The sequence below is a fragment of the Anaeromassilibacillus sp. D41t1_190614_C2 genome (genome assembly GCF_015558525.1).
GTDB lineage: Bacteria > Bacillota > Clostridia > Oscillospirales > Acutalibacteraceae > Anaeromassilibacillus > Anaeromassilibacillus stercoravium.
The window spans coordinates 125849-152280 of record NZ_JADMOD010000001.1 but is presented as its reverse complement, the minus strand read 5'-3'; the positions used below and the strand labels follow the sequence as shown (position 1 = coordinate 152280).

The window sequence follows — 26432 nt, the reverse complement described above, 5'->3', positions numbered from 1 at the left end:
TTGCTATAAACAAACTTATGCGGTTCGAATCCGGACCGTACTGCCGCCGTCCCGGTCTTTCCCAACAATAATCTGCGCTGCGATGCGGTTTTTGAGCTCGCTGACATGGGAGATGATCCCGATGGTACGCCCCATGTGCTGCAATTGCGCCAACGCCTTCATCGCGGTGTCCAGCGTCTCCTGATCCAGCGAACCGAAGCCCTCGTCGATGAACAGGGAATCCAAATGGACCCCGCCGGAGTAGCTCTGCACCACGTCGGAGAGGCCAAAGGCCAGCGACAGGGAAGCGAGAAACAGCTCCCCGCCGGAGAGCGTCTCCACCGCGCGCGCCCCACCGGTATAGGCGTCGATGACCTCCAGGTCCAATCCGCCCAATGCATTTCCGCTGGTCGCTCCTACCACACGGCTGAGGCTGTACCTTCCAGAGCTCAATGTGGCAAAGAACTGGTTGGCCGAAGAGAGGATGTCGTCCAGCATCACGCCCAAGACGAACTGATGCAGTGGGACTTTACATGCATTTTTGCCCGACAGGAGCGCTGCCAGACGGTTGGTGCGCCCATATTCCTCCTCCAACTTTTTCCCTTTTTCCTCCAACTTGCGCAGGCGCCCCAGCGATTCCTTTGCCGCAAGAGCCGTTTGCTCCAGCTTCCCGACGGCCTGGGCGGCCTGGGCGGCGGCCTCCTGCGCCTGCGCTTGCCTTTTCCGCTGGGCATTAAGATCCGGCTGTTCCTTACCCGACAGTTCCCTCTGCAAGCGGCTGATCTGCTGGTCGGCGCTTGCTACGGCGGCGGCGTAGGCTTGTATGGTCTGTTCAAGGGCTTCCATCCGCTCTGGGGAAAGCAAGAGGGCGGCATAGTCCTCCGCTTGCTGTTCAAAGCCGGACTCCTCCAACGCCTGTTGCAGCCGCTGTGCCGCGGTTGTCTCCGCTGCTTGTGCCTCCCGGTGCGCCTGTGCAGCACTGTCGCATACGGCGTTTGCCGTTGCCGCGTCCCGCTGCGCTGCGTTTGCACGCTCCTCGATTTTGGCCGCTGCATCGGCATTTTTCTTTGCCTGCGAACGCACCTCCGTCAGCCGTTGATCGATCGCCGGCAAATCCCGCAGCTCGCCCAGTTTGTCCAACATCTCGCGCTCTGCGGATGCCTGTGCTTGCTGCTCGCTGCGCAGGGAAGCGATCTTTTCGTTGGACTGGGAAAGATCTTCCTTCGCCTGTTCGCGCTGTTCCCGGCGCTGCTGGAGCCGTTTTTGCGCGCTTTCCAGCATGTCCGCCGCTTTGCGCGCCCGTTTGAGTGCGTCCTGGGCCTCTTGCAGCCGCTTGCTCGGCTGTGCCGGGTGGGGATGATGCACAGCCCCACAGACCGGGCAAGGTTCCCCTTCCTCCAAGTGTACGGCCAGAGCCGCTGCAGCATCCTGATCCATCAATTGCTGTACCTGTTCCAGCAGGCGCGGCAGCAGGGAAATTTGCTTTTGTGCGTTCTCTATGTATGCATTCCCATCGGCCAGCTGGCGGTCCGCCGTTTCCAAACGCGCCTGCGCCTCTGCCCGCTGCTTTTCCAACAAAGCCATCCGCTTCGCATGTTCCGTCCGCTGTTTTTGAAGCTCCTGCCACTTGAGCGCATGCTCCCGCAGGTTGCGCAAGCGCTCCTCTTCCTTTGCCAGCTCCGGCAATTGGGACCGGTAGCGCTCCGCCAAGGGAAGCTGCGCCTGGGCCGCCTTGCATTCGGCCTCCGCTTTTACCAGATTCTGTTGCGCCGCCGCATGCGCTTGCCGTTTTGTGAGCAGCTCCTTTTGCGCCGTCTGATGCGCTGTGAAATAGGGGTATACCCCCGCAGCACGGCGGGCCTGGGCCAAACGGCGGCGATTCGCTTCCATTTCTTCCTGTTTTTGCTCCAATGTCTTGCGCTGGGTCTGCTGCTGCTCCAAGGCAGCAAAGCGCTCAGAAAGTGCCTCTGCCGCCCGCAAAGCTGCATTTTCGTTTTGGAATGCCTTTTCCGCGGCCTCCTGCGCCGCCTTCGCCTGAACCAACTGTTCGCGCAGGGCGGCCTCCTTCTCTTCAAGGAGTGGAAGGGTCTCTACCCCTTCCCGTTCCAAAATGGAGCGCTTTGCCGCCTCGAGCTCGCCCGCCTGTTTGCCAAGCGCGGCGGCCATCTCCTTCAAATTGCGCGCCGCACGCTCCCAGCGCCCCGTTGCAAAGAGCGTTTGGAACATCTGCGCTTTATCGCGCGAACTGGACAGGAGCAGCTTTAAAAAATCCCCCTGCGGCAACACAATGACCTGGGAAAACTGCTCGCAGGTGAGGCCCAAGATTTCCTCCGCCTTCTCCCGGACGCGAGACTCCGCACCGGAAAGCAGGAGCTCCCATTCGCCGCCCTCCATCCGGTAGCAGGCGTGCGTCTCCTTTGTCTTGAGCGCGCCGGTTCCACGCGCGGCGTATTGGGACTGCGAGCGCATAAAACGGTACGTCGTGCCCGCCAACTGGAAGATAAAATCGACCATGGTCTCCGCGCCCTTCGGAGCTGCGGCGCAGCGCATACTGCCCCAGCTGCGCCGTCCGCCGGTCGCTTTGCAGTAGAGGGCAAAACACATGGCGTCCAGGATGGTGGTCTTTCCCCCGCCGGTCGCCCCGGTGATCAAAAAGATGGGATTGTCCCCCAGCGCGCGGAAATCCACGGTTGTCTGCTTCAAATAGGAGCCAAACGCCTGCATGGTCACAGAGATTGGTTTCATGATTCCTCCCCCTCCCCGTGCATCGCCTGCAAGAACAGGTTTCGATCCGCCGCATCGGGGTCCAAGCCACAGATTTGCTTGAGGAACGCTTCAAAAATGGAGGCGTCGTCCGTCCTATGGTGCAGCAATTGCTCCCGCAGCCCGGCGCTTTCCCCGGCCCCCGCGCGGGAAAGCCATTGCGAATTGATCCCCAAAAGGTTGGGAAAATAGGGGCGCAGGCGATCCATGGGCATGTACACCGGGGAGTCGTCCAGTAATTCTACATAGAGATAATCCTCGCTGGATGCCCGTTTTCCCAGCTCCAAAAGCTCCTCCATTGTACCGGAAAGGGTCCGCAGGTCGCGCAATGGCTCCACAGGGATGACTTCGCTTTTGACCTGCTCCTCCTCGAATGTGACCATCGTCACCGACTTTCGGTGATGCGCCTCGTCAAAAGAGTACTTGAGCGGGGAACCGGCATAGCGGCCATTTGGCCCCGCCTTCTGCGCCCGGTGAAGATGGCCCAGGGCCACATAGGAAAAGCCCTCGAAACATGCGGGGCTGACCTCGGAGCTTCCCCCGACAAAAGTAGGGCTTTCCGAGGCAGAGGTCTCCCCGCCCATCACAAAGCAGTGTGCGGCGAGCACGTTGCATGCACCGGGGACAAAATGCTCCCGCACCCGGTCTAATACGGCACGGTAGGCCTCCTGGAAGCCCCGCACGTCCACTCCCAGCACCTGCCGTACTTGGGCGGGCTCGAAGTAGGGCAATAAATAGCAATGTACGCGCTCGGAAAGCAAAACCGGCTGAAAGGCATCTTCCAGCTTTGTGGCGATGGCCACCCCGTTCTCGCGCAGCAGAGGCGCTCCCAGCGCCATGCGGCCAGCGCCGTCGTGATTGCCGCTGATGACCGCAAGCGGTACTCCCAGCCTGTGGGCCTCCTCGATGAAATGGTCAAACAGCTGGATCGCCTCCACCGGCGCAATGGGCCTGTCAAAGACGTCGCCCGCCAGCAAAATCAAATCGGGGTGTTCCCGCTCCACAAGAGGCAGGAACACCCGGTCGACAAAATATGTCTGATCCTCTAAGAGGGAGCGCCCAAAGAGCATCTTTCCCAAATGCCAGTCGGACGTATGCAGGATCCTCATAGCGGTACGACCTCGTTGAACACCGCATAGGTTTTCGCCGTAATCTTGCGGTCGATGTGGAGCGAACCGAAGAACCACTTGTCGTACTGGACACGCTTGACCAGCTCGTCGAAGAAGGCGTCCAGCTGGTTGGTAGTGTCCTTTGGGTTGACCTTGTGCGCCGGCATCCCGGGGGCAGGTTCATGCGTGAGGATGTAGTCCACCTGAAACTGGTTGGCGCGCAGGTTATCCACCGCTGTGCGCATTTCCTCCAGGCCGGGCATCTCCTGTTCCCACCATTTTCCCGCCTCTATGTACATCTGCTTTTCCGTGCTCTCCCCGCCGCCAAAGGTAAAGATCTTCTTGCCTTCCAGCTCGTAGACCTGGCCGCGCATCAGGTGGTACAAGTTCCCGCTGATTTGCTGTACTTTCCCGCCGTTCCAATCCGTGACGGGATATTTTTCCAACAGGTCAAAATTCTCGTGCGTCCCGTCCACAAACAAAATCTGATACTTCTTGCTTCCAAGCTTTTTCAGGTTCTTTTCCTCTTTCGCCCCGCCGTCCCAAAGAAAGCCGAAATCGCCGCAGACAATCAGCGTATCGCCTTTTTTCAACTTGCGTATCCGGGAATCCTCAAACCGGGCCATCTCCCCATGCATATTTCCGGTAATATAAAGCAAAGAGCTTCCCTCCTTTGTCCTCTGTCAAATCGCCAATTGTAAAGATTTTTTGATCAGCCTTTATCTTTTGCCCAATAGCTGGTATACTTTTTTATAAGGCTATTCTATGCAATCGATGATGCATGTGCGCTGCACAACGATGCTATATATTTTATTATCATATCACATTGGAGGCAAAAGTTCCATGAAAAAAAAGCTCTTTCCCATTCTGTGTTTCTTTTTGGTGCTGTGCTCTATGCTTCCAGCAGCCCCGGCGAGCGCCGCTACCTTTAATATTGATTTTGAAACCTATTCGGCGGCCATCGAGCTGGTGAACCTGGATACGGATACGATCGTCTACCAAAAAAATGCCACGGCCCGGCGGGAGCCTGCTTCTACCACCAAGATCATGACCTTTATCATCGTCAGTGAGCAAATCCAGGATCTCGACAACACCCAGGTTACCGTGACCAAGGAGGTCGTCGACCAACTGCTGGGCACGGGAAGCTCCCTTTCCGGGATTAAGGAAGGCGATGTCCTTACGGTGATGCAGCTGCTCAATTGCATGATGGTCCCTTCCGGAAATGACGCTGCCCTGGTCTTGGCGGATTACGTGAGCAACGGCAACGTTGCCGCCTTTGTCGAGCTGATGAACCAAAAGGCGCAGGGGCTTGGCTGCCAGGACACCCATTTCACCAACCCGCATGGGCTGCATGACGACGAACACTATACTACAGCGCACGATCTCTATCTCATTACCAAATACGCGATGTCCCTGCCGCATTTTACGGACATCTGTGACCAAACCCGCTACACCTATACCCCAGTCGGCGGCCCGGAGGCCGGGCAAGAGCGCACGCTGGTGACCACGAACCGCCTGATCGATCCAAACCTGGACCCAGACCTCTATTACCGCTATGCACGCGGCATCAAAACCGGCTCGCATGACCAGGCGGGGTATTGCCTGGTCTCCACCGCGACGAGGGGCGGTTATAGCTATATGTGTGTTGCCTTGGGCTCGCCCAGTGTGGATGAAAACGGCAATAAAATCTCGACCCGCGGTGAGATGATCGATTCCAAGAATTTATACGAATGGGCGTTTAACAGCCTCAGCATGAAGGATGTTTTAAACAGCGAAGACGCGGTCGGGGAAATCGACCTGAAATACGCCTGGAACAAGGATAAGCTGTTGCTGGTGCCCGCCAAAAACTATTCCACCATTATGCCGGACAGCGTAGACGTATCCAGCATCATCCTGACCAAAAATGTCCCTGAGGAAATTGAAGCCCCCGTCAAGAAGGGGCAGAAGATTGGCACAGCGACCTTGAGCTACGCGGGACAAGATCTCGCCACGGTCGATCTGGTGGCAGCGGAGTCAGTGGAGCGCAGCGAGCTGTTGCATTCTGCGGATACCGTTAAGTCGATCTTTACCTCCACTTGGTTCCTCGTGATCGCCGGTATCATTCTCTTCCTACTTCTCATCTATGTGGTCCTTGCATTGATTTATAACCGTAAGAAAAAGAATCTCCGCAAAATTAAGAAATATCGCCGTATGTAATGCATATGTATTTGCTAGAAACCTTTAAAATAGTCAATAATAACTATTTTACTCTTAAATCTCCGAGATATATTTGACATTTTTGAGTAAAAATGCTATATTAATTGTGAACAAATTGTTTAAGGGAGCATGGTCTATGAAGCCAAGTCGTTCCCGTTGCTTGCGGGCGCTTGTAGGAATTGGCGCTCCCTTGGCGGCCTTGGGAGGCCTATTCTATCTTTATCATTATGGAAGCCCGTTTGTTTGCGTGTTCTACCAGTTGACGGGCCTTTACTGCCCAGGCTGTGGGGCTGGACGCGCATTGTCCTCGCTGATTCATGGGGACATCCTTGCGGCCCTCCACTATAATGCCTTCTTCTTGCTGGTTTTCCCTTTTATCGTGTATTATCTGGTAAAGCAATACATCCATTTTGTCTTTCAAAAGGACCCACTGCCGTTTTTTCGTATTCGCCTATCGGTGTACAATAGCGTTATGCTGTTGATCATTCTCTTCTGGATTCTGCGAAACATTCCTGTGTTTCCTTTTTCCTGGTTGGCGCCTTGATAATCGTCTCCGAAAAAGCGCGGGATCTCCCCTCCATGTGGAAGAAATCGATACAGGGTATACCGGTGTTCGATTCTCTGACAGAACTACAGTACATATATGGATAACCGAAAAGCTTTTTAAAAGGGAAGCAGATTGGCTGCCGCAGACATCCGGATATCCTATTTTTTCACCTTAAGATAGTACCCAAAGGCGGAAATATCCCAATCGTCTCGATGGTACCCCACACGATTGTTGGATCTGACTCTATTTTTCGCTTAGTAGGTTCCCTATCCAGTATAAGAATCTTTTATATTTTTAGCAGGAGGAAAAGAACATGAAGAATTGTCCAAAATGTGGCAGCCCATTGCCGGAAGGCGTAAAATTCTGCCCGACGTGCTCGTATGACCTGGGGAAACAGCCCGACACCGTTGAGAATACAGCCCAAACAGAACCCTATGTAAAAGCGCCCTCGGATTCCCAGCAGCCAAATAGCAATACCCCGCCTCAGGGATACAATGCGCAGCCTTACCAGCAGCCGCCTGTTTATACCCCCTATCCGGCGGTCCCGAACAATGGCAACCCCAAAAATTATACTGGCCTGTTGGTCTGGTCCATCGTCAATTTGGTTTGCTGCTGCCTGCCATTGGGCATCGTTGGCCTGGTTTTCACGGTCACTTCCAAGAACGAAATGACGGCGGAAGCACAGGAAAAGAAACTCAAGAATGCATTTATCTGTAACCTTATCGGCACAATCGTCGGCTTTGTTGTCGAGATCATTTGGGTATTCCTCAACATTATTCTTGCGTTCTAAAACCTGTCCCCTAATTGAAAATGGGAATTTTACAGAACTGCGGCAGAATACCTCTTTAAAGGAGGGGATTCGTCTGGGAAAGTTCCCTCATAGCCAAATCCCCGGCAAAGCCGGGGATTTTTTTTGCAACAAAAAACCTGTCTGTGGAGTTAATCCACAGACAGGTTTTCTTCTTGTGAAAAAGAAATTACTTTACTTCGACTTCTGCGCCAGCCTCGGTCAGCTTCTTGCTGATTGCGTCCGCATCGTCCTTGGAAACGCCTTCCTTAACAGCCTTCGGTGCGTTGTCAACAACTTCCTTCGCTTCCTTCAGGCCCAGGCCGGTGATCTCGCGGACAACCTTGATGACCGCGATCTTGTTGCCGCCAGCGCTCTTCAGCACGACGTCAAACTCGGTCTTCTCTTCAGCAGCCGGAGCAGCGCCCGCAACCGGAGCAGCAGCAACAGCAACCGGAGCAGCAGCGGAAACGCCGAACTCCTCTTCGAGAGCCTTAACGAGCTCGGAGAGCTCCAGAACGGTGAGTGCCTTAACATCTTCAATCAGCTTAACAACTTTATCAGACATGATAATACCTCCACATTTTTCAATTTAAATTTTGTGCGCCTGTGGCGCTGGACAAATAAAAACGATTATGCATTCGCAGCTTGTTTCTCTGCGATAGCATTCAATGCGACAACCAGGCCCTTCATCGTGCCATTCAAGACCGTGACGAAGCCGGTGATCGGCGCATTCAAGCCGGACAAAGCCTGTGCGACCAAGACTTCCTTGGACGGGAGCTTTGCAAGGCTCTTAACCGCCTCTACATCAATGACCTTTCCGTCTACGAAACCGGCCTTGATCTCAAACGTCTTGCTCTTATCGGCAAAATCGCACAGAGCTTTTGCGCTGCCGGTGTAGTCATCTTTGCTGAGAGCAATTGCAGTCGTGCCCTCCAGGACGGAGTCCAGACCTTCAATCCCAGCATCCTTCAAGGCCAGCTTCAACAACGTGTTCTTGACAACCTTGTACTCGCCGGTCTCACGCAGCTGCTTACGAAGCTTTGTATCCTCCGCAACGGTGATGCCCTTATAGTTGACGATCACGCCGATGCAGGAGTTCTTCAGGCTCTCGGAAAGTTCCGCAACGATTTGCTTCTTTTGTTCCAATACCTTCTCGCTTGGCAAATGGATTCACCTCCGTAACCAAAATTACATTCCCATGGGGACGGAGCAAAGAAAAAGCCCTTCCCAAACCGGGAAGGGCATAAAACACATTTTTACGCTGTACAAGCCAGCAAAACATGTTCTGTAGCTCTATCCTCGGCAGGCTGGGAAACCCCATTACGCAATGCGCCTGCTGTCTTTGAATAAAGGACAGCAACGAATTCGCTTTCCAAATTGCGGGAAAGCAGTATTTATCTTAACACAGGGAATCGCCCTTGTCAAGCACCAGCGCCAACTTTGTTCGGGTTCATCTTGACGCCCGGGCCCATCGTGGTAGCGACCACACAGGAACGGATATACTGGCCCTTTGCAGCAGCCGGCTTTGCCTTGATGATGGCACCGATGAGTGCATCGAAGTTCTCTTCCAGCTTCTGAGCGCCGAAGGAGACCTTACCAATGACGCAGTGGATGATGTTGGTCTTATCGAGGCGGTATTCGATCTTACCGGCCTTTGCGTCTGCGATTGCCTTGCCGATTTCGCGGGTAACAGTACCAGCCTTCGGGTTCGGCATCAAGCCGCGGGGACCGAGGATCTTACCGAGGCGGCCAACCAGACCCATCATATCCGGAGTCGTGATCAGCACGTCAAAATCCATCCAGTTCTCGCTCTGGATCTTCTGCACCATCTCTTCTGCACCGACAAACTCTGCGCCAGCCGCTTCCGCGTCCTTTGCAGCGTCGCCCTTGCAGATTGCCAGAACGCGCACGCTTTTACCAGTGCCGTTCGGCAGAACGATGGCGCCGCGGACCTGCTGGTCCGCATGACGGCTGTCAACGCCCAGTTTGACATGGACTTCCACTGTCTCGTCGAACTTCGCGGTGGAAGTCTTTACGCAGAGTTCCAGCGCTTCGTTCGTATCATAGAACTTAGAACGGTCGATCAGCTTTGCGCTGTCGACATATTTTTTACCGTGTTTCATTGGTTTTCCTCCCTATTGAGTGGTAAAATCGGATTTGTTCCTCCCACCCGGGTGATCAATCTACGACTTCGATGCCCATGCTGCGTGCAGTGCCCGCGATCATGCTCATGGCAGATTCGACGGAAGCAGCGTTGAGGTCGGGCATTTTCTGTTCGGCAATCTTCTTGACCTGCTCACGGGTAATCTTTGCAACCTTTTTCTTATTCGGCTCGCCCGATGCGGTTTCAATTCCGCAGGCCTTCTTGATGAGAACAGCCGCAGGCGGCGTCTTGGTGATAAACGTAAACGAACGGTCCGCATAGACCGTGATAACGACAGGGATAATCAGTCCCGCGTCTCCCTTTGTACGCTCGTTGAATTCCTTTGTGAACGCCATAATGTTGACGCCATGCTGACCGAGAGCCGGTCCAACAGGCGGCGCCGGCGTTGCTTTGCCAGCCGGTATCTGGAGCTTAATCAAGCCCGTAACCTTTTGAGCCATTATTTGCACCTCCAAAATTTGTGGTAAATGGCGGAACAGGCGTTTCACCCGTTCCTCCCACAGGGGAAGCTTCTGTTCCTGCTCCCCAGGGGACTTCGTCCCTCATAATAAGCGGTTCCCCGCATATTACCATCTTATCAGCGCGCTGGGAGCCGCCCAGCGCCCGGACCTTCCGGAAAAGGCCCTTAATCCATTGTTTCCGCCTGGTCGAGCTCCAGCTCCACCGGCGTTTCACGTCCAAACATACTCACCGTAACGCGGACGCGGTTCTTTTCCAGGTCGACTTCCTCCACGGTGCCGACAAAGCCCTCCAAAGGACCATCGACGATCTGGACGGAATCGCCTACGTCATAGTTGACTTCCACCTCGCGCTTCTCCACTCCAAGCCGCGCCACCTCTTCGTTGGTGAGCGGGATCGGTTTGGAGGACGGCCCGACAAATCCGGTACATCCGCGGATATTGCGCACAACATACCAGGACTCGTCCGTCAGAACCATTTTGACCAGAACATATCCGGGAAAGATCTTGCGTTCCACATCGCGCTTTTTGTTATCCTTGATCTCGGTAACCGTTTCCGTGGGCACGCGGATCTCCTGGATCAGATCCTGCAATTGACGGTTCTCAACCGTTTTTTCAAGGTTGGATGCCACTTTGTTTTCATACCCGGAATAGGTATGAACAACGTACCATTTTCCTTCTTCGGGCATAACCATTCCTCCGCTTCCTGCTTAGGCGATATTCATAATCAATCCCAGCAGGTTCATGAATGCGGTGTCCAAGCCAAAAATGACCAGGCCGACGACGATGATCGTCACCAGGACAACACCTGTGTTTTTAAACACAGACTTTGGGGTTGGCCACACAATTTTTTTGACCTCGTTTTTGACATCGCGAAGGAACTTGCCTGTGTTCTTGAAAAAGCGGACAAATACATTTTCTTTTTTGTTCTCTTTCTTGTCCGACTTTTCCGTCTTTGCCGGCTTTTCAGCTTTAACAGCCTGTTCGGTGTCTTTGACGGTCTTCTCGGTATTCTCTGGCATTTTCTGTCCCTCCGTCCGGCTTACTTCGTTTCCTTATGAAGCGTGTGCTTCCTGCAGAAACGGCAGTACTTGTTCATCTCAAGTCTGTCCGGATCATTCTTCTTGTTTTTCATTGTGTTGTAGTTGCGCTGTTTGCACTCTGTGCAGGCTAATACGATTTTCACTCTCATGACGGCACCTCCCGTTATACGGAACAATTTTCAAGGACCTGTGCGGCTGCACAGCTCCCCGGACCCACTTTTTACAGGTCCACAGCCTCCCTCAAAAAAGGGTACAAAAAAAGAACCCCAATTCATGAGGTAAGATTACTATACCATACCCGCGCCCGGCGGTCAAGGGATTTTTCGAAAAACCTGCGAAAATTCCGCATGTTTCCTAGGGATTTCAGGCCTGAAACAAGGCATGCGCCGCTGGGGACATTCCAAATGTAGGTCCCCACAACGGCGCAATGTTTCCGTTTTAAGGCCCTGAAAACCAGGCGCCCTTACCGCAGGTCGTTCAATGTCTCTGCAGAATATTTCTTTTGTTTCTTCTTCTTTTCCGGTTTCACCGTTTTCCCGCGGTACTTTTTACCCGCGCGGTATGCCTCTTGCAGCTCCTTGCGGAACTGCGGCACCATCTTCTGCTCCACCGTTTCCGGATCGTGTATCCCGTTCAGCAATACGATCGTGATGATCGAGCGCACATCCATGTCGCCTGCGGCATACATATCCCCCAGGATATCGCAAAGGCGCTTGATCTGCTCCGGCCTTCCTGAGGATAGGAGCGATTCGATCTTGGGCAGCACGTGCTCCTTTGCAAAGGTCACGCCGCGCACCATACCGTACCAGGAGCGTTCCTCTGTGATCTCTTCGCGCAGATCCGGGAAAATTCCTACAAGGCGGTTGTAGAAGAACAACGGGTCCGCATTGCTTTCGCCGCCCTTTGCCTTGCGCTTTGCCGTCTGCACGGCAGCCACGCGGCGGGGGCCCTCGATGGTCTCGACAAAGTCGTTGGCAATGCTCTCCGCTTCGGCGAGCGGCCGCTCTTCCGGCTCAAACAGCCACCGGGAAAGGATCTTCCATTTCTCGTCGGGGCCATCGTCCGTCATTGCGCAGGCCCGCAGCTCAAACTGCTTCTTCTCTTCGTCAAAAAAGACGCTGTACGCCACGCTCTCGCCGACAAACAGCGCCGTGGTTTCATTCTCGCCGTCCTTGTCCCGCTGGAACCCCTGCGGGGTGAGCGCTGCGCCCGTCTTCTCTACAATCAGGTCAAATGCCTTCTGATCCAACAATTATCACTCCTGCTCTATCAAAGCCGGTGTTTTCCTTCCATGCTCCGGCTGTTCTGATCCGTATTTGTGTTGATTATACTACATATTTATTTTTTTGTCACCATACTATTTATCGTTCCTACACCGCTTCCCTTGGCGAATTATGGGCGAAATACCCAGCAATTTTTCTCAGCCGCCTGCGGCGTTGGCAAATGTAGTGATTGCGCAGATGGTAGCCGTGTGTTATCATATATATTCAAGGGTCCGCGTGATCAAAAGCACATTCGAAACACGCGAGTCCCCGAACAATCAGGAGGTAATATCGTATGGAAAAACGCAGGATTGCCGTGATTTTCGGCGGATGTTCCTCGGAGCATGAGGTCTCCCGACTTTCTGCAAAATGCGTTATTGATAACATTCCAAAAGAAAAATATGAAATCATTCTCATTGGCATCGACAAGGCCGGCCGCTGGTTCCTGACCGACAGCAATACGGACGACATCGCAAGCGGCGCATGGGAGCAAAACCCTCGCAACCGCGTTGCGTTCCTCTCGCCGGACCGCTCTGTGGGCGGGCTGGTTGCCCTGGACGGCGGCCATGCCTGTGAGATTATCAAGGTAGACGTTGTGTTCCCGGTTTTGCACGGCAAAAACGGCGAGGACGGAACCATCCAGGGGCTGTTCCAAATGGCCGGCATCCCCTTTGTCGGCTGCGGCACGCTGGCCTCCGCCGTCTGCATGGATAAGGCGGTCACCCGCGCCCTGTTGACCGGGGCGCGCATCCACCAGGCCAACTACCTCTGGTTCTTCGCATGCAACTACGCCGGAGAAGGCGTGGGGAAAATCAAGCGCAAGGTCGAAGCGCGCCTCGGCTATCCGGTCTTTGTGAAACCGGCAAATGCCGGTTCCTCGGTGGGCGTGAGCAAGGTGGAATCCGAAGCAGAATTGAACGCCGCGGTCGCCAAGGCTGCACATGAAGACAGCAAGGTGGTCATCGAAGAATGCATCGTGGGCCAGGAGGTCGAGTGCGCGGTGATGGGCAACGAGGTCCCGAAGGCCTCCATCGTGGGCGAAATCGCCCCCTCCGCCGACTTCTACGATTACGACGACAAATACAAGAACGGCACCTCCCAGCTCTATATCCCCGCGCACCTGGCGCCGGAGGTTGCCGACGAACTCCGCCACATTGCGGAGCGTGCCTACCGGCTGCTGGGCTGCACCGGCCTGGCCCGCGTGGACTTCTTTGTGCGCGGCGGGAACGAAATCCTGCTCAATGAGCTCAATACCCTGCCGGGCTTTACCTCCATCAGCATGTACCCCAAGCTCTGGGAGGCGTGCGGGGTTTCTATCCCGGAGCTGCTGGAGCAGCTGATTCAACTCGCATTTCAAAAATAAGGCCGGAAGGGATAAGGAATAACAATGGATAACCGACCAATCGGCGTATTCGATTCCGGGCTCGGCGGCCTGACCGCGGTCAAGGAGCTTCTGGAGATCATGCCGCAGGAAGACATCGTCTATTTTGGCGACACCGGGCGTGTGCCCTATGGCTCCCGCAGCCAGGAAACCCTTATAAAATACGCAGCGCAGGACATTCACTTCCTGGAAGAAAAGCAAGTGAAAATGATTGTCATCGCCTGTGGGACCATCAGCTCCCTTGTTGGACGCCTGAAAAAGCCGCAGGACCTTCCAATCATCGACGTCCTATACCCCACAGCCCTCGCCGCTTCGCTTGCTACGCACAACAAACGCGTCGGCGTGATCGGAACCTCCACAACGATCCACAGCGGTTCCTACCGCCGGGTGCTCGCGGAAATCGACCCACAGATCCAAGTGTTTGACCGCGATTGCCCGCTTTTCGTCCCGCTGGTGGAAAGCGGCTTTATCGAAGAGGACGAACCGGTAACCCGCCTGGTGGCGGAGCGCTATCTCGGCGAACTGCGGGACGCTGGGGTGGATACCCTCATCATGGGCTGTACCCATTATCCCATCATCAGCCGGATCATCGGTTCCATCATGGGCAAGGGGGTTACGCTGATTAACAGCGGGCGGGAAACCGCGTTTTGCTGTAGGAAACAGCTGGAAGAAAGCGGCCTGCTTTCCGGCCGGACCTCCAAAGGACAGTGTTCCTATTATGTGAGCGACCGAATGGCGGATTTCTCCAAGATCGCGGGCATTTTTCTCGGCCGGGACATCGGGCAGGAGGTCCACCAGATCGACATCGACCGCTATTGACCCATTCGAGGGGGAATGTAAAGATGCAGGAAAATTATCTGATTTCTATCTTAGGCCGCCAACAGGTGGACGGGGAAACCGGGGAAGTCCAGGTGACCACGCTCGGTTCCTATGTAAAAAAAGGGAAAAACCGATATATTACCTATAAAGAATACGACAGCGAAGTCAATGGGAAACCGGTGACCTCCGTGCTCAAGGTGGAAGGGAACGACAAAGTGACCCTCATGCGCGGTGCGGGGAGCACCCGCTTGGTGCTGGAAAACGGCAAGCGCCACCTCTGCCAGTACGACACCGGCTATGGAAACATGATGATTGGGATCTTCACCAGCCAGCTTCACTCCAACCTGACGGACGAAGGCGGCAAGCTGGAGGTGCGCTATACGCTGGACATCAATTCCAACCTGTCCAGCTCCAATGAAATTTTGATTACCATCAAGGAGGCAGAAAATAAAGATGTCGAAACTCGTGCAACAGGCGACCACTGAACTGAGGAATACCATCCGCTCGGCCATGGAAAAGGCCTGCGCCAACGGCGAACTGCCGCAGGCGGATATCCCCGAATTTTCCATTGAGGTCCCCGCGGACCGGGCCCACGGCGATTGGGCCACCAACGCCGCCATGGTAAGCGCGCGTGCATTCCATGCAGCGCCCCGCAAAATCGCGGAGGCAATCACAAACAACCTGTCCCTGGACGGCACCTATTTTGACCGCTTCGAAATCGCAGGACCCGGCTTCATCAACTTTTTCCTGAGCAAGCAGTTCTATGTAGACGTGCTCAAGGATATTGAAGCGCTCGGCACGGAATACGGCCGCAGCGACTACGGGCAGGGCAAAAAGATCATGGTCGAATTTGTCTCCGCCAACCCGACCGGCCCCATGCACATGGGCAACGCGCGCGGCGGCGCCCTTGGCGACTGCCTAGCGGCTGTGCTGGATGCGGCGGGTTACTCCGTATGGCGCGAATTCTATGTAAACGACGCGGGCAACCAGATCGAAAAATTCGGCAATTCCCTGGAAGCACGCTATTTGCAGATTTATAAAGGCGAGGACGCCGTGGAATTCCCGGAGGACGGCTACCACGGCGACGACATCAAGGAGCGCGCCGCGCAGTTTGCGGAGGAATTCGGCGACCGCTATGTGGATGCAGCGCCGGAAGACCGCCGCAAGGCCCTGGTGGAGTTTGCACTGCCGCGCAACATTGCGAAGATGAAAGCTGACCTCGCCAAATACGGCATCCAATACGACGAGTGGTTCTTGGAAAGCAAGCTGCACAACGACGGCGAGCTGGAGGAGACCATTCAGATTCTGAAAGACAAGGGCCTGACCTACGACAAGGAGGGCGCGCTTTGGTATCGCGCAACCACCTTTGGCGCGGAAAAAGACGAGGTGCTGGTCCGTCAGAACGGCAACCCCACCTATTTTGCCGCAGACATCGCATACCACCGCAACAAATTCGCCAAGCGCGGCTTTGACCGCTGCATCGACGTTTGGGGCGCCGACCACCACGGCCATGTGGCCCGTATGAAGGCCGCCATGGACGCTGTCGGGCTGGACGGCAGCAAGCTGGACATTGTTTTGATCCAGCTGGTGCGGTTGGTCCGCAACGGGGAAGTGGTGCGCATGAGCAAGCGCACCGGCAAAGCCATCCAACTGGCCGACCTGCTGGACGAAGTGCCCGTGGATGCCGCGCGTTTCCTGTTCAACATGCGCGAAGCGACCTCCCAGATGGATTTTGACCTCGACCTTGCGGTCCAGCAGGATGCACAGAACCCGGTCTATTATGTGCAGTATGCGCACGCGCGCATTTGCAGCATTTTGAAGGCGCTCAAAGCCGAGGGCATTGAACCACGCGCCTGCACCGATGAGGAGCTCGCCCTTCTGAATACGCAGGAGGAGATCGACCTCATCCGCCATCTCTCCGCCTATACGGATGAGATCGTCGCAGCGGCCAAGGATTATGACCCCGCACGCATCACGCGCTACGTCATCACGCTGGCCAATCTGTTCCATAAATTTTACAATACCTGCCGCGTAAAGGATGAAGAGGATCACCTCCGCGCCGCGCGCATCTGCCTGTGCGAGGCAGCCGCAACGGTCATCCGGAACGTGCTATCCCTGCTGAAGATTTCAGCGCCCGAATCCATGTGATTCCGGTTCAAACGAAGCCTTACAGGAGAACAAAACCATGGAAGATTTCCCTTATCCGTTACCTATGTTGTTGGACGGCGCCACCGGCACTGCATTAGAGGCGGCCGGTATGCCGGCGGACATATACCGTCCCGGCGGTTCCGGCGCAGAACAGTGGATTTTGCAGCATCCCGATGCCCTGCGGTCGTTGCAGAACGCATACATCGATGCGGGCTCCCAAGCGGTCCTCGCCCCGACGTTTGGGGCGAACGCCTCGTTGCTCGCCGCCTACGGCCTGGAAGGGCGCGTGGCGGAGCTCAACGCCGAATTGGTTCATTTGACCCAAAGCGTTGCAAAACCGCGCGGGGTCCTGGTGGGCGGAAGCGTCTGTCCCAGCGGCCTGTTTGTCCCACCGTATGGGGAAGCCGATTTTGACGACATCTATGATTTATACCGCCAGCAGATCCGGGCCTTGGACAAAGCGGGGGTGGATTTCATCGCCATCGAATCGCAGACCTCCCTGGCCGACATGCGTGCCGCCGTGCTCGCGGCGCGGACGACCGACCTGCCGGTGTTTGTCACGATCGCTGTGGACGAAAGCGGCCACACGGTGACTGGGAGCTCCCTGCTCCCGGTGGTCATCACCCTACAGGCCATGGGCGTGGACGCCATCGGGCTGAATTGCCTGCTGGACCCCATGCTCCCGCTGATCGAGGAAGTCCGCCTGCATACGGCCGTTCCCATCATTGCAAAGCCGGATGTGCGAAGCTCTGACGAAACGCTCCTCACGCCGGAATCGTTTGCGCAAAAGATGCGCCTGTTGATGCAGGCCGGCGCGCGCATTGTCGGCGGGCATGACGATTCGACCCCGGAACATATCGCGGCCTTAAAAGAGGTCGTGCAGGAGTTCGGCGAACCGGAAATTCCGGAGGAGCCCGACTGTTACGCCGCTACCATTGAGACGGAGGCGTTCTTCCTCGGCGACGACATCGCGTTCAGCGAACCCCTGGCCTGCACCAGCCACTTGGCCGACGATCTGATCGATCTCGAAGACGACCGCTGCAACACGGCCCTGGTGGAAGTGGAAAGCCTGGACGACGCTTTGCTCCTTGCGGAAAACAGCGGTATGACCCGCCTTCCCATCGCTGTCCACTGCGACAGTGCGCCGGTGTTGGACGCCGCCCTGCGGTACTTCCAGGGGCGTTTGATCGTCGACAGCGAATGCCAGATTGAGGATGAGGTGTTGGAACCTCTTGCGGCCAAATATGGCGCCATTCTTTATTAATATCGCTTGCTAATCATAATTTTCCAAAAAATACGCCCCGAAGCAGTTCTTTTACCGGCTTCGGGGCGTATCATTTTGTAAAGCAAAGCGGCACGCGATTTTTGTTTGGCCACCGCCTCTATATTCATTTGTTCTCCGCTTCCGGGTGTTCCATGGATGTATCTGCGGAGAAGGAATCATCCTCTAAGGGCATATGCAGGGGTTCCACCGTCTCCATTTGGGCGCTTTCCTCGGACTCCCCCTGGTTTGGCAGGGATTCCCCGCCGCCCGGCGCCGTCTTTTTCCTTACCGGCGGGACTTCATTCCAGCTACAAAACGCCAAGTAGATCCCCATACACGCCAGGATAATGGCGACCACCGAACAGGCGACAGACCAGATCTCTACCCCGACGGGCCCAAGGATCATGGCGACCACACAGAAGATCATTCCGATTTCAAAAAAGATAAACGCAAGTTTATGATCGGACATCGTTGCGCCTCCCATCATTTCGATTCGATGGCACAGCAGAGAGCGGCCAGCTGCTCCATCGAAAGCTGCTCTGCACGGGCGGTCGGGGAGATTCCCGCCGTTGTGCAGGCGTTGGACACCTGCTCCTTGGGAACCGATAAGCCCGCGGACACGGCATTCAAAATGGTCTTGCGCCGTTGGCCAAACGCCGCTTTCACCAGGGCAAAAAAGCGCCTCTCATCCGGCACATAGATCGGCGGCTGCTCCCGCACATCCAGCCGGATGACGGTGGAATCCACATTCGGCGGCGGCAGGAAGCTTCCCCGGGACACCTGGAACAGTACGCGCGGTTCGGCGTAATACTGCACCGCTACGCTTACCGCGCCGCAGGCCCGCGTGCCCGGCGGCGCACACAACCGCTGCGCGGCCTCCTTCTGCACCATCACCGTCAATGCCCGGATGGGCAACCGCTCCTCCAGCAGCCGCATGATGACGGGCGACGTGATATAGTACGGCAGATTTGCACACACCACCACGTCCATCCCCGCGAATTCTTCCTGTAAAAGCCGTTGCAGATCGACTTTGAGAACATCATCGTTCACCACTTTTGCATTTGGGTGATTGCCCAGCGTCTCGTGCAGCACGGGCAAAAGGCGTTTGTCGAGCTCAATGGAGACCACCTTTTCCGCACGTTTGGCTAGCTCGACGGTCAACACGCCGATGCCGGGGCCAACCTCCAACACGCCGGTGCCGGGGCCAGCCCCGCATTCCTCCGCCATGCGGGGACACACGGAAGGGTTGATGAGAAAATTTTGTCCCAGCGATTTGGAAAAGGTGAAGCCGTGCCTGGCAAGCAGCGATTTCACCGCAGATGGATCGGACAGCCTGTATGTTTCCTGCAAAACGATTCCCTCCGAACCCCCGCAGGGGGCAAATATTCCATGCCGTCCGGGACCCTGCGAAAAGGGCGCACCACAACTTCCATCGCCCTCTCTTTTCACCGTCAAATCCCAAACGGCCTGCGTTTCCACTTGTTCCAAGGGATACGGCTCCCCTCGGAAGCACATAAACGCATCCCTGTTTTCGATATTATAGCATAGAAATTCCTGGAATACCATTGATTCCTCGCCGAAAATCCCCTATCATAGAAGTGGATAAAATCAAGTAGAGAAAAGAGGGAACGTATGATCCGAACAGATAAAGAAAATTATTACCTGGATATTGCGGAAACGGTCTCGGAGCGCGGGACCTGCTTGCGCCGCAACTTTGGGGCAATCATCGTCCAAAACGACGAAATCGTCGCCACCGGCTATAACGGTGCGCCGCGCGGACGAAAGAATTGCATCGACACCGGCGTTTGCATTCGGGAAGCGCTCGGCATCCCGCGCGGGGAACGCTATGAAGTCTGCCGCTCCGTCCATGCAGAGGCAAACGCGATCATCAGCGCCGCACGGCGGGAAATGATCGGTTCCACCTTATACCTGGTGGGAAAGGACGCCAAGACGGGCGAATATGTGGAAAATCCCTCGAGCTGCTCCATGTGCAAGCGGCAGATCATCAACGCAGGCATCGCCCGCGTGGTCATCCGGCTGAACAAGAAGGAGTTTGTCACTGTCCCCGTGTCCGACTGGATCGAAAACGACGAATCGCTCAACGGAACCTTTGGATATTAAAAATAGGACCATAAGAAAAGTGGACGAGCCGCGCGCATCGTCCACTTTTCCCTTTTATACCGAAAAAATCCTTGTAATCTGTTCCACCAGGAAAGCCGCTGCCGTCGCTCCCACGGCGACCGTGAGCAATCCCTTGTCTTTGTATGCCAGCACCAGGGCTACCAATAACCCTACAGCCGCACTGACGACGCTCTGCACCGTCACCGCTTCCGCGGTGGAGAACAGGATCGCCGGAAAGGTCATGGCCGCCAGTACCGCATAGGGCACGTAGGCCAAAAAGGATCGGATAAACCGGTTTTGTATTTTCTTTTTAAAAATGGCCAACGGCAATACGCGGATGATATACGTCACCACCGCCATGATCGCCATGGAGAGCAGCACCCGCTGCAAGTCGAACGTCATCCCGTCCCACCTGCCTTTTCCGGCGCCGGCTCGTCATCGATCGGATAGCGCGCCGCCGCGTAAGCGGACACCACAACCGCGCAGATGATAATCACCCAGCCCGAAGAAATCTGGTTCAGGATGGGCAGCCACTTGAAGCAGCAGCTCAAAACCGTCGCAAGCAGCACCACCATGGCGATGGGCTTTGCCTTGCACGCAGGCGGGATGATAATCGCAATAAACATGCCGTAGATCGCAATCCCCAGGGCGTTGCGCAGGGAATCCGGCAAAAGGCCCGTGGCGGTCGCGCCGAGCAGGGTTCCAAGGGCCCAGCCCACATAGGGCGTAATCACCAAGCCGGATAAATATTTTGCGTTGACTTCCTCCTTTTGCTGGATGGCAACCGCAAAAATCTCATCCGTAATCCCAAAGGCCAACACCCAACGCTCCAGATTCGTCATCCGCGACTCCACCTTTTGCGAAAGGGACAGCGACATCAACATGTAGCGGATATTGATGATAAACGTTGTGACCGCAATCTCCACATATGTCCCGCCCGCCAGGATCAGCTGCGTCCCTGCCACCTGGCCCGCGGACGTCAAATTGGTCATGGAGATCAGCAGCGCCACCCACACCGGCAGCCCTCCTTGCGTCGCCATGATGCCAAAGGCAAAGGATACGCTGAGATAGCCGAGGCAGATGGGCATGCCGTCCTTGAGACCCTTCCGGAAGGTCAAAGCTGTCTGTTCCACTCTTTCAATCGCTCCAACTCTTTCTGTGATCCCTCTCAAAGAAGGCTGCAAACCAGGTCGCCCATCTCCGTGCAGTTGACGGTGCGAAGGCCCTCCGCAGCAATATCCGGCGTACGCGCCTGCTTCAACGCAGCGGAAACCGCATCCTCAATGGCCTGCGCCGCCTCCGGCTGGTCCAACGAGTATTTGAGCATCATTCCAGCCGACAGGATGGTCGCCAGGGGGTTCGCCTTGCCCGTCCCCGCGATGTCCGGGGCGGAGCCATGGATCGGTTCGTACAAGCCCGCTTTTCCGGAGCCCAGGCTTGCGGACGCCAACATACCGATGCTGCCGCTGATCATCGAGGCCTCGTCGGAGAGGATGTCCCCGAAGATATTCGATGTGACGATCACGTCAAACTGCTGCGGGTTGCGCACCAGCTGCATGGCACAGTTGTCCACATACATATTGCTGAGCTCTACATCCGGGTACTCTTCCGCGCCGATGCGGGCAACCGTTGCACGCCACAACCGGGAGGATTCCAAAACATTTGCCTTGTCCACGCTGCACAGCTTCTTGCCGCGCTTGCGGGCCATGTCAAACGCCACGCGCGCAATGCGCTCGATCTCCGGCACGGTGTACATCTCGGTATCGTACGCCGCCGGGACGCCGTTGACCTCCTTGCGGCCGCGCTCTCCAAAATAGATGCCGCCGGTCAGCTCGCGGACCACCATCACGTCGAGCTTTCCGCCGATGATCTCCGCCTTCAGCGGGGAGGCATCGCGCAGTTCGTCAAAAATAACCGCTGGACGCAGGTTGGCAAACAGCCCCAGGGCGCCGCGGATCCCCAGAAGCCCTTTTTCCGGCCTCTGGTCCCCCGGCAGAGTATCCCATTTGGGGCCGCCCACTGCCCCCAGCAGCGTGGAGTCCGCAGCTTTGCATTTGTCGATGGTCTCCTGTGGAAGCGGGGTTCCTGCCGCGTCAATCGCGCTTCCCCCCAAGAGGGCCTCCTCATACTGGATCGCAAAGCCGAACTTCTCCCCGGCTTTGTTCAACACTTTGACCGCCTGGTCAACGATTTCGGGCCCAATCCCATCGCCCTTCAACAATACAATTTTGTATGTATTCATTGAATGTACCTCCTAATTATATAACATCATTCGATCGTGTATATTCCAAATCAAACACACAAACGATTTTCTTTGCATCTCTGAATCTTTATCAGATTTTTCATCTGGCAAAACATCTTTTTAAGGTTTTAGCGGAGACAAACCCGTCTCCGCTTTCCTCTTTCGAACGGAGGGTACTCCTTACTTCGCTTCCCCCTCCGGGTCCTTTTGCTCGCTGCAAGCGCGGTTGATGGCGCAGATAATGCCTTTGATGGACGCCAAACTGATGTTGCCGTCCATACCCACACCAAAGACCGTCCTGCCATCCGGCGCAGTCAGCTGGATATACGAAATTGCCTTAGAGTCCGCGCCCTCTGAGACGGCGTGTTCACGGTAGGTGACGAATTTATAGTCGTGGATGCCCACGGTGCGCAGCGCCTTGAAGAATGCGTCGATCGGGCCGTTGCCCGCCGCGCTGATCAGATGGTCCTCGTGGCGGAAGCGCAGATTGCCTTCAAAGTGCACCACGGTCTCGCCTTCCGTGTCATTTTCTTCATAGAGTTTGTATTTCTTGAGATTGTACGGATATTTGACGTCCAGATAATGGGCGCGGAAAATGTCGAAGATCTCGTTCGGCAGGAGTTCTCTACCCGCTTCGTCGCAGGCGGCCTTGACCATCGCGCCAAACTCCGGATGCATGGCCTTGGGAAGTTCATAGCCAAAGCTCTGCTGCATGATGAACGCAGCCCCGCCCTTCCCGGACTGGCTGTTGATGCGGATGATCGGCTCGTATTTGCGTCCGACGTCCGCCGGGTCGATCGGCAGATATGGAACCTCCCAATACTGGGTATCGTGCTCGCGCATGTAGTCGATTCCCTTTTTGATGGCATCCTGATGCGAACCGGAGAAGGCTGTAAACACCAAGTTGCCCGCATAGGGATGGCGGTCATGCACCTTCATGCGGGTGCATTTTTCATAAATTTCACGGATCTCACGGATGTTGGAGAAATCCAGCTCCGGGTCCACGCCCTGGGAATACATATTCATCGCGACATTCATGATGTCCGCATTGCCCGTGCGTTCGCCGTTTCCAAAGAGGGTCCCTTCCACACGCTCCGCGCCTGCCAGGAGGCCCAGCTCGGTGGCGGCCGTCGCCGTACCGCGGTCGTTGTGCGGATGCAGGCTGATGATGACGCTGTCGCGGTTTTTGATATGGCGGCAGAAATATTCGATCTGATCCGCGTGATGGTTCGGGGTGCTCATCTCCACCGTGTTGGGGAGGTTCAGGATCAGTTTGTTCTCCGGCGTGGGCTGCAAGACGTCCATGACCGCCTCGCAGATGGCGACTGCATTGTCCATCTCAGTCCCGGAGAAGCTCTCCGGCGAATACTCATAGCGGATGTTCATCCCCGTCCTGGCGACCTCTTCGTCGGTGAGCTCTTTGATGAGCTTTGCGCCGTTGACGGCAATGTCGATGACGCCCTGCATATCGGTCTTAAACACCACTTTGCGCTGCAAAGTCGAGGTGGAATTATAAAAATGTACGATCACATTTTTGGCGCCCTGGATGGCCTCAAAGGTCTTTTTAATCAAGTGCGGGCGCGCCTGCACCAGCACCTGGATGGTCACATCGTCCGGGATCAGGTTGCGGTCGATCAGCGTGCGGCAAATCTCGTATTCCGTCTCGGAAGAGGACGGGAAGCCGATCTCGATCTCCTTAAAGCCGATGTCCACCAGCGTTTGGAAAAAGCGCAGCTTTTCCTCGAGGTTCATGGGGTCGATCAGCGCCTGGTTACCGTCGCGCAGGTCGACGCTGCACCAAATGGGCGCTTTTGTGATCACTTTATCCGGCCAGGTGCGATCCGGCAACGGGACCGGTTGAAAGGGAATATACTTGTGAAAGCCTTCGTACATAGCAATGTCCTCCTATATAGAATAAAAAAAGCCCCGAACTTTCCAACGAAAGTTCGGGGCGAATTTACAAATCCGCGGTACCACCCAAATTCAGCGCTTACGCGCCCTTCAGCCTCCAACAAGGCCTTTGCTTATAACGCAGCCATACGTCCGGTCCTACACAGCGGGTCAAACCGGCAGCTCGGGGATGAGCTATACACAAGCGCCTTTGCACCAGCTCGCACCACCCGCTGGCTCTCTGAAGAAAAAACGCAAGTCTTATTCCCGTCATCGCCTTTTCTCTATAGTATTAATATTAACGTTTCTTTCCGAAAATGTCAACCCTCCGGCGGCGCATTTTTTCCATCCAATTGTTGGCCTTTGTTTCGATAGGTCCGGTCCGCCGCCTCGCGCGCTAGGTCGATGATGAATTTTTCGTCGCCGCCCTTTGCGCTGCGTCCGGCCGGGATAGTATCATACACCTCTGCCACCATGGAACGCATCCAAAGGCCCGGCGTAATCCGCAGGGAATAGCCGCAGCCGTTCTCGGTCATCCAGTCATAGAAGCTGGCGCGCGGAAGGCCGTACGCAGAAAGGATGGACATCAGCGTGCCTCCATGGGCCACAACCACGGCCGATGTGGTGCCGGAGCGCATCAGCTCCTCCACCAGATTCTCAAAAGCGGCGCAGGTGCGCTGCACCAGCACGCCGGTGCTCTCGCCGTTCGGCGGGGCCACGCTGTGGCTGCTCTCCATCCATTGCAAGAAGCTGGGGTCTTCCTCGGCCAATTGCTTGGCGGTCTTTCCTTCCCAATCACCAAAGTCGCACTCGCGGAAACCGTCCACCAGCACGGGCTCTGCCTCTGGATACAGGATGCGCAGGGTGTCTATACAACGGCGCATCGGGCTGCAGTAATAGGCTTGCGCCTCGGGATACTCATATTGTTCCTTGAGCTTCTGCAAGGCCCGAATCCCCTCCGCGGCGAGCGGGGAGTCCGTGCGGCCGATGTACTGCCCCAGCAGGTTCCCCTCCGTGATTCCATGCCGGATCAAATGAATGGTATAGGATTTCATAAAACAGCGGCGGAGCCTATTGCCCGCCGTCCACCACCTTTCAAAATAACATTTCCATTGCTACTTGTTCTTGTGTCTTAGCGAGCAAATCACACTGCATCTAGTGGTTTACAAAATGTTGTATTTAGTATATACTTTACTATACGTTATTCTGCAAAAAATACGCTTTTTCGACGCGCGCTGCGTGTGCCCCGGCCAAATAATGGGTCGAAATGGGGCTTTTGATCTACAGCGGAAACGCAGAGCATAAAGGATTTTGGAATTTTGCGGTTGCGCGGCTCTTGCTTATGATTTGATAGGATGCACTCGCTTTGGAGCGCGTCTTGAAATACTTTCCAACATAGGGGTGGAGAACAGCATGAACAGTCATTTTCCAAGGATTATCACGCTGCTGCGCAAGGAGCGCGGTTTAAGCCAAAAAAGCGCCGCGGAACAGCTGGGTGTTTCCCAGGCGTTGCTTTCCCACTACGAAAAGGGCATCCGGGAATGTGGGCTTGAATTCGTTGTAAAGGTCGCGGACTTCTACAACGTCTCCACCGATTATCTCCTTGGTCGCTCCCCACACCGCAGCGGCGCTATGATCACTGTGGAGGATCTCCCGGAACCGGACGCCGCTGGCAAGGAAAATGTGTTTAAGGGCAGCCTTTTGCCCACCTTAAATAAGAAGCTGATCGCCAATTCCCTGAATGTGATCTATGGCATTCTGCAAAAATGCAACAACAAGCACCTGACCACAGAGATTTCGTCCTTTTTGAGCGTTGCCGTATACAAGGCGTTCCGCCTGTTGTACTCGGCCAACGGGAAAAATCCGCAGGGCTTGTTCTCCGTCCCGCAGCGGTTGAGCGACGGCCGCTCCAATGCAGCGCAGGACGTCGCCATTTCCAACGCAGAGGCCCTCGCCTGTGGGGAAGATGTGGACGAAATGGAAGGGCTAAAGAAAGACCAGGCCCCGCTTCTCTCCCCGGAGCAGCTCTCGGAGGAATACCCGCTCTTTGCCTCTTCCCTGTTTAATCTAATCCAAAACGCGGAAGGCCGGATGGGCGGCGGGAAAAAGCCCGCAGAAAAAACGCACGCCCTGCATTCGATCGTCCGGAAGTGACCGCTGGAAATCAATCCCATTATAGCAGGAACCCTTCTAAAATGCAAACAATCGTTTGAACGCCGTCCCACAGAACGTGGAACGGCGTTTTTGCGTCTTCTT

General features: G+C 55.5%; 28 protein-coding genes and 2 other annotated features. Of the genes, 10 read left to right on the top strand and 18 right to left on the bottom strand.

Annotation, left to right across the window (positions count from 1 at the left end; genetic code table 11):
* Positions 1–15: 15 nt before the first annotated feature.
* Genes I2G69_RS00660 through I2G69_RS00650 form a run of 3 tightly spaced genes read right to left on the bottom strand, consistent with a single transcriptional unit; the run spans position 16 to position 4510 of the window.
* Positions 16–2724 (bottom strand): AAA family ATPase, encoded by a 2709-nt coding sequence (locus I2G69_RS00660; protein WP_195560021.1) that lies wholly within the window; start codon positions 2722–2724, stop codon positions 16–18.
* Entirely contained in the window at positions 2721–3851 is a 1131-nt protein-coding gene (locus tag I2G69_RS00655; RefSeq protein ID WP_195560020.1) for an exonuclease SbcCD subunit D, read from the bottom strand. Before I2G69_RS00655 ends, I2G69_RS00660 begins: the two co-directional genes overlap by 4 nt.
* Entirely contained in the window at positions 3848–4510 is a 663-nt protein-coding gene (locus I2G69_RS00650; protein WP_191395121.1) for a metallophosphoesterase, read from the bottom strand. The genes I2G69_RS00655 and I2G69_RS00650 overlap by 4 nt, the downstream gene beginning before the upstream one ends.
* Positions 4511–4694: 184 nt before the next feature.
* Between I2G69_RS00650 and I2G69_RS00645 the strand changes: the two genes are divergently transcribed.
* The 3 genes from I2G69_RS00645 (at position 4695) to I2G69_RS00635 (ending at position 7384) form a co-directional block, all read left to right on the top strand.
* Positions 4695–6047 (top strand): D-alanyl-D-alanine carboxypeptidase family protein, encoded by a 1353-nt coding sequence (locus I2G69_RS00645; RefSeq protein ID WP_195560019.1) that lies wholly within the window; start codon positions 4695–4697, stop codon positions 6045–6047.
* 136 nt (positions 6048–6183) lie between these two features.
* Complete coding sequence (locus tag I2G69_RS14490) at positions 6184–6591, top strand: DUF2752 domain-containing protein (RefSeq protein ID WP_087229953.1); 408 nt, start codon at positions 6184–6186, stop codon at positions 6589–6591.
* Between the two features lie 316 nt (positions 6592–6907).
* On the top strand, positions 6908–7384 hold the full coding sequence (locus I2G69_RS00635) for a CD225/dispanin family protein (RefSeq protein WP_195560185.1): 477 nt from the start codon (positions 6908–6910) through the stop codon (positions 7382–7384).
* 187 nt (positions 7385–7571) lie between these two features.
* Here I2G69_RS00635 and rplL read toward each other — a convergent pair whose 3' ends face one another.
* The 8 genes from rplL to I2G69_RS00595 form a co-directional block, all read right to left on the bottom strand.
* Positions 7572–7949, bottom strand: coding sequence for a 50S ribosomal protein L7/L12 (gene rplL, locus I2G69_RS00630; protein WP_082402120.1), 378 nt, complete (start codon positions 7947–7949; stop codon positions 7572–7574).
* A gap of 65 nt (positions 7950–8014) precedes the next feature.
* The gene (gene rplJ / locus I2G69_RS00625) at positions 8015–8548 is read right to left on the bottom strand and encodes a 50S ribosomal protein L10 (RefSeq protein ID WP_191362320.1); all 534 of its coding nucleotides are present in this window, start codon (positions 8546–8548) and stop codon (positions 8015–8017) included.
* Between the two features lie 41 nt (positions 8549–8589).
* Positions 8590–8748 (bottom strand) — a sequence feature (ribosomal protein L10 leader region).
* Positions 8749–8805: 57 nt separating this feature from the next.
* Positions 8806–9507: a 50S ribosomal protein L1 gene (gene rplA / locus I2G69_RS00620; protein ID WP_087229944.1), complete on the bottom strand. Its 702-nt coding sequence runs from the start codon at positions 9505–9507 to the stop codon at positions 8806–8808.
* Between the two features lie 55 nt (positions 9508–9562).
* Positions 9563–9988, bottom strand: a complete 426-nt coding sequence (gene rplK, locus I2G69_RS00615) for a 50S ribosomal protein L11 (RefSeq protein ID WP_087229941.1) — start codon at positions 9986–9988, stop codon at positions 9563–9565.
* 185 nt (positions 9989–10173) lie between these two features.
* Entirely contained in the window at positions 10174–10695 is a 522-nt protein-coding gene (nusG, locus tag I2G69_RS00610) for a transcription termination/antitermination protein NusG (protein ID WP_087230305.1), read from the bottom strand.
* 21 nt (positions 10696–10716) lie between these two features.
* Positions 10717–11028 (bottom strand): preprotein translocase subunit SecE, encoded by a 312-nt coding sequence (gene secE / locus I2G69_RS00605; RefSeq protein ID WP_087229938.1) that lies wholly within the window; start codon positions 11026–11028, stop codon positions 10717–10719.
* 20 nt (positions 11029–11048) lie between these two features.
* Positions 11049–11198 (bottom strand): 50S ribosomal protein L33, encoded by a 150-nt coding sequence (gene rpmG, locus I2G69_RS00600; protein WP_054323564.1) that lies wholly within the window; start codon positions 11196–11198, stop codon positions 11049–11051.
* A gap of 314 nt (positions 11199–11512) precedes the next feature.
* Positions 11513–12298, bottom strand: coding sequence for a DUF7674 family protein (locus I2G69_RS00595; RefSeq protein WP_087229937.1), 786 nt, complete (start codon positions 12296–12298; stop codon positions 11513–11515).
* A gap of 308 nt (positions 12299–12606) precedes the next feature.
* Here I2G69_RS00595 and I2G69_RS00590 point away from each other — a divergent pair, with 308 nt between their 5' ends.
* Genes I2G69_RS00590 through I2G69_RS00570 form a run of 5 tightly spaced genes read left to right on the top strand, consistent with a single transcriptional unit; the run spans position 12607 to position 17923 of the window.
* Complete coding sequence (locus I2G69_RS00590; protein ID WP_195560018.1) at positions 12607–13674, top strand: D-alanine--D-alanine ligase family protein; 1068 nt, start codon at positions 12607–12609, stop codon at positions 13672–13674.
* 24 nt (positions 13675–13698) lie between these two features.
* A complete protein-coding gene (gene murI / locus I2G69_RS00585; protein ID WP_087229931.1) occupies positions 13699–14511 on the top strand; it encodes a glutamate racemase in 813 nt (270 codons plus the stop codon).
* A 23-nt stretch (positions 14512–14534) separates the two neighbouring features.
* Positions 14535–14996, top strand: coding sequence for a DUF1934 domain-containing protein (locus tag I2G69_RS00580; protein WP_087229928.1), 462 nt, complete (start codon positions 14535–14537; stop codon positions 14994–14996).
* Positions 14965–16659: an arginine--tRNA ligase gene (gene argS, locus I2G69_RS00575; RefSeq protein WP_087229925.1), complete on the top strand. Its 1695-nt coding sequence runs from the start codon at positions 14965–14967 to the stop codon at positions 16657–16659. Before I2G69_RS00580 ends, argS begins: the two co-directional genes overlap by 32 nt.
* 37 nt (positions 16660–16696) lie before the next feature.
* Entirely contained in the window at positions 16697–17923 is a 1227-nt protein-coding gene (locus tag I2G69_RS00570; RefSeq protein ID WP_191405354.1) for a homocysteine S-methyltransferase family protein, read from the top strand.
* Positions 17924–18047: 124 nt separating this feature from the next.
* Here I2G69_RS00570 and I2G69_RS00565 read toward each other — a convergent pair whose 3' ends face one another.
* Positions 18048–18392 carry a hypothetical protein gene (locus tag I2G69_RS00565; RefSeq protein WP_191362324.1) on the bottom strand — a complete coding sequence of 115 codons (345 nt, stop codon included), beginning with the start codon at positions 18390–18392 and terminating at the stop codon, positions 18048–18050.
* Positions 18393–18406: 14 nt separating this feature from the next.
* The gene (gene rsmA / locus I2G69_RS00560; protein WP_087229917.1) at positions 18407–19273 is read right to left on the bottom strand and encodes a 16S rRNA (adenine(1518)-N(6)/adenine(1519)-N(6))-dimethyltransferase RsmA; all 867 of its coding nucleotides are present in this window, start codon (positions 19271–19273) and stop codon (positions 18407–18409) included.
* A gap of 282 nt (positions 19274–19555) precedes the next feature.
* Here rsmA and I2G69_RS00555 point away from each other — a divergent pair, with 282 nt between their 5' ends.
* A complete protein-coding gene (locus I2G69_RS00555; RefSeq protein ID WP_087229914.1) occupies positions 19556–20044 on the top strand; it encodes a deoxycytidylate deaminase in 489 nt (162 codons plus the stop codon).
* Between the two features lie 54 nt (positions 20045–20098).
* On the opposite strand, the gene I2G69_RS00550 is transcribed toward I2G69_RS00555, so the two are convergent.
* The 5 genes from I2G69_RS00550 to I2G69_RS00530 form a co-directional block, all read right to left on the bottom strand.
* Entirely contained in the window at positions 20099–20446 is a 348-nt protein-coding gene (locus I2G69_RS00550) for an AzlD domain-containing protein (RefSeq protein ID WP_191448159.1), read from the bottom strand.
* The gene (locus I2G69_RS00545) at positions 20443–21132 is read right to left on the bottom strand and encodes an AzlC family ABC transporter permease (RefSeq protein WP_087230302.1); all 690 of its coding nucleotides are present in this window, start codon (positions 21130–21132) and stop codon (positions 20443–20445) included. Before I2G69_RS00545 ends, I2G69_RS00550 begins: the two co-directional genes overlap by 4 nt.
* 80 nt (positions 21133–21212) lie before the next feature.
* Positions 21213–22286 carry a 3-isopropylmalate dehydrogenase gene (gene leuB / locus I2G69_RS00540; protein WP_087229907.1) on the bottom strand — a complete coding sequence of 358 codons (1074 nt, stop codon included), beginning with the start codon at positions 22284–22286 and terminating at the stop codon, positions 21213–21215.
* Positions 22287–22466: 180 nt separating this feature from the next.
* Positions 22467–24179: a 2-isopropylmalate synthase gene (gene leuA / locus I2G69_RS00535; protein ID WP_191405356.1), complete on the bottom strand. Its 1713-nt coding sequence runs from the start codon at positions 24177–24179 to the stop codon at positions 22467–22469.
* Positions 24180–24230: 51 nt separating this feature from the next.
* Positions 24231–24459, bottom strand: a binding site (T-box leader).
* Positions 24460–24496: 37 nt separating this feature from the next.
* Positions 24497–25231, bottom strand: coding sequence for a histidine phosphatase family protein (locus I2G69_RS00530; RefSeq protein WP_191362327.1), 735 nt, complete (start codon positions 25229–25231; stop codon positions 24497–24499).
* Between the two features lie 358 nt (positions 25232–25589).
* Between I2G69_RS00530 and I2G69_RS00525 the strand changes: the two genes are divergently transcribed.
* Positions 25590–26330: a helix-turn-helix domain-containing protein gene (locus I2G69_RS00525; protein WP_191362328.1), complete on the top strand. Its 741-nt coding sequence runs from the start codon at positions 25590–25592 to the stop codon at positions 26328–26330.
* Positions 26331–26432: the final 102 nt, after the last annotated feature.